Here is a 10,278-nt window from a genome sequence, read left to right on the forward strand (position 1 = left end):
GATCCGGAGAAAGAGCGGCGATTACCAATCGTCAATCTTGCGCCTTTATTGCTTAGGCATATTATTGCCCATGTGTGCGCCAATCGTTGATTGGCGCGCTTTTATTTTTATGGGAGTGGCTTTGGAATGATGCGGCAGTACGAGCTCGTGGAGCGGGTTCAGCAATACAAGCCCGATGCCAATGAAGCACTGCTGAACAAGGCCTACGTCTACGCCATGCAGAAACATGGCCAGCAGAAACGCGCCAGCGGCGATCCCTATATTTCCCATCCGCTCGAGGTCGCCGCCATCCTGACCGATATGCATCTCGATGAATCGACGATCGCGGTTGCCCTTCTGCATGACACGATCGAGGATACGACGGCGACGCGCGCCGAGATCGACGAGCTCTTCGGCGAGGATATCGGCCGCCTGGTCGAGGGACTGACCAAGATCAAGAAGCTCGACCTCGTCACCAAGAAGGCCAAGCAGGCCGAGAACCTGCGCAAGCTGCTGCTCGCCATATCAGACGATGTGCGCGTGCTGCTCGTCAAGCTTGCCGATCGCCTGCACAATATGCGCACCCTCGATCACATGTCGGCCGACAAGCGTGCCCGCATCTCCGAGGAGACGATGGAAATCTATGCGCCGCTCGCCGGACGCATGGGCATGCAGGACATGCGCGAGGAGCTCGAGGAGCTTTCCTTCCGGCATATGAATCCAGAGGCTTACGAGACCGTCACGAAAAGACTGGAAGAGCTCTCCAAGCGCAACGAAGGCATCGTCAAGAAGATCGAGGCCGAACTGCGCGACCTGCTGGTCGCAAGCGGCCTAACGAGCGCCTATGTCAAGGGCCGGCAGAAAAAGCCCTATTCCGTCTTTCGCAAGATGCAATCGAAGTCGCTTTCCTTCGAGCAGCTTTCCGATGTCTACGGCTTCCGTCTGATCGTCGAGGACATCCCGTCCTGCTATCGCGCACTCGGCATCGTCCATACGCGCTGGCGCGTCGTGCCCGGCCGCTTCAAGGACTATATCTCGACGCCGAAGCAGAATGACTACCGCTCGCTGCACACCACCATCGTCGGCCCATCCAGCCAGCGCATCGAACTGCAGATACGCACCAAGCGCATGCACGAAATCGCCGAATTCGGCATCGCCGCCCATACGCTTTACAAAGATGGCGCCACCAGTGCCGACGGCGACATCCTGTCCCGCGAATCCAACGCCTATTCCTGGCTGCGCCATACGATCGAGGCGCTCGCCGAGGGCGACAGCCCGGAGGAATTCCTCGAACACACCAAGCTCGAACTCTTCCAGGATCAGGTTTTCTGCTTCACGCCCAAGGGCAAGTTGATCGCTCTGCCGCGCGGCGCAACCCCGATCGATTTCGCCTATGCGGTACATACCAATATCGGCGACACCACTGTCGGCGCCAAGATCAACGGCCGCATCATGCCGCTGGTGACGCGGCTGGCAAACGGCGACGAGGTCGAGATCATCCGCTCCGGCGTGCAGGTTCCGCCCGCCGCCTGGGAGGAGATCGTCGTCACCGGCAAGGCGCGCGCCGCCATTCGCCGCGCCACCCGCATGGCGATCCGCAAGCAATATGCCGGTCTCGGCCACCGCATCCTTGAGCGCACCTTCAACAGGGCCGGCAAGATTTTCTCGCGCGAGGCGATGAAGCCGGCACTGCACCGTCTGGGCCAGAAGGATGTCGAGGATGCGATCGCCGCCGTCGGCCGCGGCGAGATGTCCTCGCTCGACGTGCTGCGCGCCGTCTATCCGGACCACCAGGACGAGCGCGTCACCGTCAAGCCTTCGGGCGACGACGGCTGGTTCAACGTCCGCAGCGCGGCCGGCATGATCTTCAAGATCCCCGGCAAGGCCAAGGCCGGGGCCGAGGGCGGCCAATCGGACATCGACGCCGACGTCGATGTCGGCCCGATACGCGGTCTGTCCGGCAATGTCGACGTCAAATTCGCCTCGACCGGCGCCGTCCCCGGCGACCGTATCGTCGGCATTATGGATCAGAGCAAGGGCATCACCATTTATCCGATCCAGTCGCCGATCCTGCAGCGATTCGACGACCAGCCCGATCGTTGGATCGATGTGCGCTGGGATCTGGACGAGGCCAATAAGTCGCGTTTTATGGCGCGCATCATGGTGAATGCATTGAATGAGCCCGGCACGCTGGCCAAGGTTGCCCAGGCTGTGGCCGGTCTTGACGTCAATATCCGTATGCTGAACACGGTGCGGGTGGCGGCGGACTTCACCGAGATGATGCTCGAAGTCGAGGTGTGGGACCTGCGCCAGCTCAACCAGTTGCTCGCCCAGATGAAGGAACTGGACTGCATCGCCACCGTCCGGCGCCTCTACGAGTAGGGCCTGCTACGGACCTGATCGATAAAATGCACATTTTATGATCGCAATATGATCCCGAGGGCGCAGCAATAAGGCAAGGAATGCGTATGGCGCATAGCTGTGTCCATGTTGCAGCGGTGGTAATTAACCCTTGGCAGGACTATCTTCTGGTCATCGAAAACGTAAACAGAAGATGAGACAAAGGTAATGTTTGATCCTATCAGGAAAATTGCTCGCGCCTTTCGCGCTCCGACCACACAGGAACGTGAGATGGCCTATCTGAATGGCTCGCTCGATCGCATCGATCTCGAGTTTCGTCAGCGTCAGGTCGATCGTGGTCTGTTCCGCCATCGCTGATACCACATTTATACTTGGTCGGTGAGGGACGTTGTGTAAATTGAGCGCCCCTCGACATGAAGAGGTCCCTTGCAAGAAAGATGAGGGGCTGTTTTTCGGGCGGTGTCATTTGCCGCTCTTGTCATGGTCCTGTGCGCTGCACTAAATAGCGGCCATGTTGTTTCGCCGCCGCAAGCCTGCGGGTTTCAAGGAAAAGATGCGGGAGCTGCTATGGCCCCGAAAAGGTTTCCTTCGCCCGATCCGTTACCTGACAATGCGCATCCTGCGCTTGAGTGCTTCGCCGCATGCGGTTGCTGCCGGAGTCGCCGCGGGGGTCTTCGTCTCGTGGACGCCGTTCGTTGGCGTGCATTTCGTCATGGCTTTCGTCCTCACCTATTTCCTCTCCGGCAATATGGTGGCCGCCGCCCTCGGCTGCGCCGCCTTCGGCAATCCGCTGACCTATCCTTTCATCTGGGGTGCCACCTGGGAGATCGGCCATCTGCTGTTGAGCCGTGAGGATCATCTGGTCGGCCAGGCGGTGGATCTCGCCACCCTCTTTCACAAGCTGAATTTCACCGAATTATGGGAGCCGGTGCTGGAGCCGATGCTGATCGGCGCCATTCCGCCGGGGGCCGTAACGTCCGTTGCGCTCTATGCCTTGACGTTCTACACCGTCAAGGGTTTTCAGACGCGCCGCCGCACCCGGCTGATGGAGCGGGCGCGCCTGCGCCTGGCGGGTCTGGCGAGCGACGTGCCGAGCGTATGAACCCGTGCAGAATTCCTAAGCTACGGAAGGTTCCGGCATGATCATCGGCATTGGCAGCGACCTGATCGACATTCGTCGTGTCGAGAAATCGATCGAGCGCTTCGGCGAGCGCTTCACCCATCGCTGCTTCACAGAGGTCGAGCGCGCCCGTTCCGACCGCCGGGCAAACCGCGCTGCATCCTACGCCAAGCGTTTTGCCGCCAAGGAGGCCTGTTCCAAGGCGCTCGGCACCGGCATAGCGCAGGGTGTCTTCTGGAAGGACATGGGCGTCGTCAACCTGCCGAGCGGCAAGCCGACCATGCAGCTGACCGGTACCGCCGCCGTGTTCCTCGAATCGATGCTGCCTGCGGGCCATAGAGCCGCCATTCATTTGACAATAACCGATGATTATCCCGTGGCGCAGGCCTTCGTCATCATCGAAGCCTTGCCCGAGAGTGGCTAACAGCGACCTCTCGTCGCTTTTGATGTCGTCGGCATTGCCGCGACCGGCCGAAGCCGCTAGAGAGAACGGCAGAAAGAATTGCGCCTTTACGGCGTCTTGAAGGAATAAGACTGCGTGTCCGAAAAAGTCGAAAGCAAGCCGAACGCCCTTTGGGAAAACATCAAGGTCATCATTCAGGCGCTGATTTTGGCGATGGTGATCCGAACCGTGCTGTTCCAGCCCTTTACCATCCCGTCCGGTTCAATGATGCCGACGCTGCTCGTCGGGGATTATATCTTCGTCAATAAGTTCGCTTACGGCTATTCGAAATATTCGTTGCCCTTCTCGCCCGACATCTTCAGCGGCCGCCTGTTCGGCTCCGATCCGAAGCGTGGCGATATCGTCGTCTTCCGCTTCCCGCCGAATCCCGATATCGACTACATCAAGCGTTGCATCGGCCTGCCCGGCGACCGTATCCAGGTCACCGATGGCGTTCTCTATGTCAACGGCAAGCCGGTTCCCAAGGTTGCGGATGGCAGCTTCACCTCGGATTACAAGCTCGATCCGGGCGAGGACGTGCCGGTGTTCCGCGAAACCCTCGACGACGGCAAGACCTATGACACGCTCGATCAATCTCCTGTGTCGCGCGGCGACAATACTCGCGAGTTTATCGTGCCGGAAGGCCACTATTTCATGATGGGCGACAACCGCGATAATTCGCTCGACAGCCGTTTCGACGTCGGCTTCGTGCCGGCAGAAAACCTGGTCGGCCGCGCCAGCGTCATCTTCTTCTCGCTCGGCAACGACACGTCCTTCCGCGAAATCTGGAAGTGGCCGACGAACATGCGTTGGGACCGACTCTTCAAGGTCGTTGAATGAGCAAGGCGCAGATGCTTTCTGCTGCCGACCGCGCGAAGCTCGAAGTCCTGATCGGTCATGACTTTGCCGAAAAGGAGCGCCTGGACCGTGCGCTGACCCATGCCAGCGCCCGCACGGAAAAGAGCGGCAATTACGAGCGGCTTGAATTCCTCGGCGACAGGGTCCTCGGGCTCTGCATCGCCGAACTCCTTTTCCGCACCTTCGGCACGGCGGGGGAGGGCGAGCTCTCGGTTCGCCTCAACCAGCTCGTCAGCGCCGAAACCTGTGCCGCGGTCGCCGACGAACTCAACCTTCACCTCTATATCCGCACCGGCGCCGATGTGAAGAAATTGACCGGCAAGCGCATGATGAACGTGCGCGCCGATGTCGTCGAGAGCCTTATCGCCGCGATCTATCTCGATGGTGGCCTCGAAGTTGCGCGCCGCTTCATCCTGCGCTACTGGCAGGGCAGGGCGGTGCGGGCCGATGGCGCCAAGCGCGACGCCAAGACCGAGCTGCAGGAATGGTCGCATGCGAAATTCGGCGTCACGCCGATCTATCGGGTTGATGAACGCAGCGGGCCGGATCATGATCCACGGTTCAAGGTGACGGTGGAAGTTGCTGGCATAAAGCCGGAAACCGGCGTAGAGCGGTCTAAGCGTGCCGCCGAACAAGTTGCGGCAACCAAGATGCTCGAGCGCGAAGGCATTTGGCAGCAATCGCCTGCCGGAAACTGACGGGACAATGACACAAGAAGAAGATATCGCGGCCGACGCTGCTGCAGAAACCCATGGTCCGACGCATTCGGGCTTCGTCGCGCTGATCGGGCCGACGAATGCCGGAAAATCGACGCTGGTCAATCGTCTCGTCGGCGCCAAGGTCTCGATCGTCAGCCACAAGGTACAGACGACGCGCGCGATCGTGCGCGGCATTGCGATCCACGGCAATGCCCAGATCGTCTTCATGGATACGCCCGGCATCTTCAAGCCGCGCCGCCGGCTCGACCGCGCCATGGTGACGTCCGCCTGGGGCGGCGCCAAGGATGCGGACTTGATCATGCTCCTGATCGACAGCGAGCGTGGCTTGCGTGGCGATGCCGAAGCCATCCTTGAAGGCCTCAAGGAAGTCCAGCAGCCGAAGATCCTGGTGCTCAACAAGATCGACCGCGTCAACCGGGAGGATCTGCTGGCTCTGGCCGCGAGCGCCAACGAGAAGATTGATTTCGAGCGCACCTTCATGATCTCAGCCGAAAACGGCTCCGGCTGCGACGACGTCATGGACTATCTGGCCAGCACCTTGCCGGAGGGTCCGTGGTACTATCCGGAAGACCAGATCTCGGATCTTCCCATGCGCCAGCTCGCCGCCGAAATTACCCGCGAAAAACTGTTTCTGCGCCTGCACCAGGAGCTTCCCTATTCCTCGCATGTCGAAACGGAAAAGTGGGAGGAGCGCAAGGACGGCTCGGTGCGGATCGAGCAGGTGATCTATGTCGAGCGTGACAGCCAGAAGAAGATCGCCCTCGGCAAAGGCGGCGAAACCATCAAGGCGATCTCGACGGCTTCCCGCAAGGAATTGTCCGAGATACTGGAACAACCGGTCCATCTCTTCCTCTTCGTCAAGGTTCGTGAAAACTGGGGCGATGATCCGGAGCGGTTCCGTGAAATGGGCCTCGAATTTCCCAAATAGGGGCGGCAACGATTTTATCGGGCAGCGTCCAGCCCTTTGTTTCTTAGGAAAGAATTCGTTTCGTTGCGGAACGAATCCGGGCTTTGCGCATTCCCTGGTCGGCGGTGCGCCAGGCGGACCGTCGTTTGCGCGAGCTCAGGGCAGGCATGGCAACGTCGAAACGCATCTATTCATTCCGGACCCCTTGCGAGCTATGTCCTTTGCGGCCCCTGCCGCATTTCCGGGAGTTCAGCCGCGATGAGCTGGAATTCGTTTCGCGGTTCAAGCGAGGCGAGCTTGCAGTCGATGCGGGCTCCACCATTCTTGTCGAAGGCGCCCACAGCGCTCATCTTTTCACCGTGCTTTCCGGTTGGGGCTTCCGCTATAAGATGCTTGAGGACGGGCGCCGCCAGATTCTGAATTATATTATGCCTGGCGACCTGATCGGCCTGCAGGGCACGATCGCCGGCGAAATGCAGCATTCCATCGAAGCGCTTTCACCGGTTTCCCTTTGCGTCTTCGAGCGTGACCGGCTGATGACGCTCTACAACAAACATGCTTCGCTCGCCTTCGACATCACCTGGATCGCCGCGCGCGAAGAGCGGATACTGGATGAGCATCTCCTCTCAATCGGCCGCCGCACCGCACTGGAAAGAGCGGCCTATCTGATCGCTTTCCTGTTTGAGCGCGGCAGGAAGCTCGGTCTCTTCAACGGCCGAAAATTCATCCCGATCACTCAGCAGCACATCGCCGACACTCTCGGTCTTTCCATCGTTCACACCAACAAGACTCTGAGAAAACTTGGAGAACGCGGTTTGATCCGCTGGCAGGAACGCGGCTGCGAAGTTCAAAATGGTGAGGAGTTGATGGCAATCGCCGGCTGGGAAGGGCTTGGCGAGGGCAAGCGTCCTTTCATCTAATCCATGGCCTATGTCTTTTTTAAATGCAGTTTAGCATTTGGGAAAATAAGGTCGGCCGTCGTCTTTCCTGCGATTTTGATTCTTATCGAGCGGGCAGAAAAATGGTTTATTCAGAACCGGTGGCGGAATTCACCGATAGCGTGCCATACGGGGCACCGGAGGGCAATGATGTTGGCGAAACGGCCGGGGCTCCGCGACAGGCGTTCCACGAGGGGCATGGAATCATGAACGCACTGCGTGTTTTGGTTCTTGAAGACAGTCTGATCATCGCTATGGAGGCGGAGGATATTCTGCGCCTGGCCGGTGTGAACAGCATCGATATTGTCGGCAGTCTCGAACAGGCAAGAGCCGCCATCGCTGCGGAGAAATATGATTTCGCGCTTCTCGATGTCAATCTCGGCGAGGGCACGAGTTTCGGATTTGCCCGACATCTTCTCGATGTCGGCATCCCCTTCGGTTTCGTCAGCGGCTATTCCGATATACGCGACTTCCCGTGCGACCTTCAGCACATACCCCTGCTGGTGAAGCCCTTTGACGAAAGGGCGATGCACGAATTCCTGCAGAGGCTTCTGCCGGCTACGGCATGACGCAGTTCTCCTGTGGAAGCTAGCTCTGCTTGAGCGCTCAAGGCGTGCAGGAGCGCGCTATCACGTTGAAACTGCGGCCAATCCTTGGGAAAATCGATTCCGGTTTCCCGAGTTGTGCGCTAAGATATGTATTTATCGGCCGCAGGGACTTTTTATGCAGTGGCAGGACCATGCAATCATTCTGGGCGTCAAACGCCACGGCGAGACGAGCGTCATCGCCGAGGTGATGACGCGCGATCGCGGTCGTCACCTCGGGCTTGTGCGTTCCGGTCGTTCCCGCGCCATGCAGCCGGTGCTGCAGCCGGGCAATGGGGTGGAAATCGTCTGGCGCGCCCGGCTTGATGAACATCTCGGCGAATTTCGTGTCGAGCCGGTGACGCTGCGCGCCGCCCGCCTGATGGAAACGGCGACCGCCGTCTATGGCGTTCAAGCAATGGGCGCTCTGCTGCGGCTGCTGCCGGAGCGTGACCCGCATCCGCATCTCTTCGATGCCTTGGAGGTCATTCTCGATCACCTGCATAACCCGGCCGATGCCGGCGAGCTTTTCGTGCGTTTCGAGCTGGCGGTGCTGAACGATCTCGGCTTCGGCCTCGATCTTGCCGAATGCGCGGCGACCGGCGCCCGTTCCGATCTCGCCTATGTCTCGCCGAAATCCGGCCGTGCCGTCAGCCGCAGCGCCGGCGCGCCGTGGGCCGACAAGATGCTGATCCTGCCGCCCTTCCTAGGCGTCGAAGGCAATCACGCGGCAGACTTCGAGAGCCTCGCTGCCGCCTTCCGTCTGACGGGATTCTTCCTGCATCGCCACGTTTACGAACCGCGCGGCATGGAGGCTGCGGCAGCCCGTGACGGCTTCGTGCAGGCCGCGCTCAAGGCGCTTGATCCAGCCTTGCGGGCGCTTGCCGGTCCGAGCGGCGTCTCCGCCTGACCTGGTTTTTTACTGGTGCAAAACATCCTCCGGATTTGGCGGTTTACCCGCTGATGGGCGGCACCTATTTCTTGCAAGCCAAGCTCAAGGAGGATTCCATGCTGACCAAGACCGCATCACCGACGACGATCACGCTCTGGAACGGCCGCGAAATTCCGCGTCTCGGCATGGGATGCTGGGCAATCGGCGGCCCTTTCTTTGCCGGTGATACGCCGCTCGGCTGGGGCGAAGTCGACGACAATGAATCCGTCGAGGCGATCGACCGCGCCATCGCACTCGGCATCCGCTTCTTCGATACCGCCTCGAACTACGGCGCCGGCCATTCGGAGGAGGTGCTCGGCCGGGCGATCGGCAATCGTGACGACATCATCGTCGCCACCAAGTTCGGCTTCGCCACCGATCCTGAGACGAAGCAGGCAATCGGCGCCTTTGCCGATGAGGCTTTCATTCGCCGCTCGGTCGAGACATCGCTGCGCCGTCTCAAGCGCGATCGCCTTGATCTCTTGCAGTTTCACCTCAATGATTTTCCGCTGGACCAGTCGGATGCGGTCTTCGATACGCTGGAGGCGCTGCGCGTCGAGGGCAAGATCGACGCATTCGGTTGGAGCACCGATTTTCCCGATCGCGCCGCCCGCCACGCCGGCCGCACCGGCTTTGTCTCGGTCCAGCATACGATGAACGTCTTCGAGCCGGTGCCGGAGATGATCGAAGTGGTCGAGCGAAATCAGATGATCTCGATCAATCGTGGTCCCCTGGCAATGGGGCTGCTTACAGGCAAGTTTACCGCCGACAAGGCAGTGGGCGCCAAGGATGTCCGCGGCGCGGCGCTCGACTGGATGGTCTATTTCAAGGACGGGCGCGTGGCTCCGGAATTTGCCGCAAGGCTCGATGCCGTCCGCGATCTCCTGACGTCTGGCGGCCGCACGTTGACGCAGGGGGCGCTTGCATGGCTCCTGGCGAGGTCGCCGCGCACCTTCCCCATTCCGGGCTTCCGCACCGTCGCCCAGGTGGAGGAAAATGCCGGCGCGCTGGAAAAGGGACCGCTGCCGGCCGACGTCATGGCGGCGATCGATGCCGCACTCGGGCGCGGGTAGGGGCGGGCGCAAGGCCCACCTCCCTCATTCCTGTGGCGAGCACAGGAATTGTCTCTCAAATCTATGCTTTACTGCAGGGGAAGCTGGGACACGAGCCCCGGGATGGCCATCCCGGGGCTCGTGCGGCAAAGCGCCCGTACAGGAATAGGTGTCAACGACCGACCTCATGAAGGGACTTTGCCGCTCCAGCTTCGCATCGCTTGCTGACTTGAATGGGCTATCCGAAGGACACGCCCGCAGACAATTCGAAGCATGGAACCCAATTATGATGGCAGAACCCCATGAAATCCAGTCCGCCCTCGGCCTGGACGTTTCCTGCAATTCCGTCACCTTGTTCGACAGCCGCACCCGCCGCACCGTGACGAT

Annotated in this window: 11 protein-coding genes and 1 pseudogene; all 12 read left to right on the forward strand. The window is 60.1% G+C overall.

Translation table 11 applies throughout. The features are described 5' to 3' along the window. The first annotated feature begins 126 nt into the window (after positions 1-126). Positions 127-2,361 carry a RelA/SpoT family protein gene (locus tag GA0061105_RS30620; RefSeq protein ID WP_092755057.1) on the forward strand — a complete coding sequence of 745 codons (2,235 nt, stop codon included), beginning with the start codon at positions 127-129 and terminating at the stop codon, positions 2,359-2,361. A 186-nt stretch (positions 2,362-2,547) separates the two neighbouring features. Further along, complete coding sequence (locus tag GA0061105_RS30625) at positions 2,548-2,697, forward strand: DUF3563 family protein (RefSeq protein WP_064692425.1); 150 nt, start codon at positions 2,548-2,550, stop codon at positions 2,695-2,697. A 154-nt stretch (positions 2,698-2,851) separates the two neighbouring features. Further along, complete coding sequence (locus tag GA0061105_RS30630) at positions 2,852-3,442, forward strand: DUF2062 domain-containing protein (RefSeq protein WP_092755060.1); 591 nt, start codon at positions 2,852-2,854, stop codon at positions 3,440-3,442. A 37-nt stretch (positions 3,443-3,479) separates the two neighbouring features. After that, on the forward strand, positions 3,480-3,884 hold the full coding sequence (gene acpS / locus GA0061105_RS30635) for a holo-ACP synthase (protein WP_092755063.1): 405 nt from the start codon (positions 3,480-3,482) through the stop codon (positions 3,882-3,884). Positions 3,885-3,998: 114 nt separating this feature from the next. Next, positions 3,999-4,742, forward strand: a complete 744-nt coding sequence (gene lepB / locus GA0061105_RS30640; RefSeq protein ID WP_092755066.1) for a signal peptidase I — start codon at positions 3,999-4,001, stop codon at positions 4,740-4,742. Beyond that, a complete protein-coding gene (gene rnc / locus GA0061105_RS30645) occupies positions 4,739-5,458 on the forward strand; it encodes a ribonuclease III (protein ID WP_064692429.1) in 720 nt (239 codons plus the stop codon). Before lepB ends, rnc begins: the two co-directional genes overlap by 4 nt. Before the next feature lie 7 nt (positions 5,459-5,465). Next, a complete protein-coding gene (era, locus tag GA0061105_RS30650; RefSeq protein WP_064692430.1) occupies positions 5,466-6,407 on the forward strand; it encodes a GTPase Era in 942 nt (313 codons plus the stop codon). Positions 6,408-6,553: 146 nt separating this feature from the next. Beyond that, complete coding sequence (locus tag GA0061105_RS30655) at positions 6,554-7,306, forward strand: Crp/Fnr family transcriptional regulator (RefSeq protein ID WP_092755079.1); 753 nt, start codon at positions 6,554-6,556, stop codon at positions 7,304-7,306. A 101-nt stretch (positions 7,307-7,407) separates the two neighbouring features. Further along, positions 7,408-7,893 (forward strand): response regulator, encoded by a 486-nt coding sequence (locus tag GA0061105_RS30660; RefSeq protein ID WP_092755069.1) that lies wholly within the window; start codon positions 7,408-7,410, stop codon positions 7,891-7,893. A 154-nt stretch (positions 7,894-8,047) separates the two neighbouring features. After that, positions 8,048-8,818, forward strand: coding sequence for a DNA repair protein RecO (gene recO, locus GA0061105_RS30665; RefSeq protein WP_092755072.1), 771 nt, complete (start codon positions 8,048-8,050; stop codon positions 8,816-8,818). A 98-nt stretch (positions 8,819-8,916) separates the two neighbouring features. Next, entirely contained in the window at positions 8,917-9,912 is a 996-nt protein-coding gene (locus GA0061105_RS30670; RefSeq protein ID WP_092755082.1) for an aldo/keto reductase, read from the forward strand. A 265-nt stretch (positions 9,913-10,177) separates the two neighbouring features. Beyond that, positions 10,178-10,278: pseudogene (locus GA0061105_RS34160) on the forward strand (IS110 family transposase); the annotation flags it as partial.

The sequence above is a fragment of the Rhizobium aethiopicum genome, assembly GCF_900094625.1.
Taxonomy (GTDB): domain Bacteria; phylum Pseudomonadota; class Alphaproteobacteria; order Rhizobiales; family Rhizobiaceae; genus Rhizobium; species Rhizobium aethiopicum.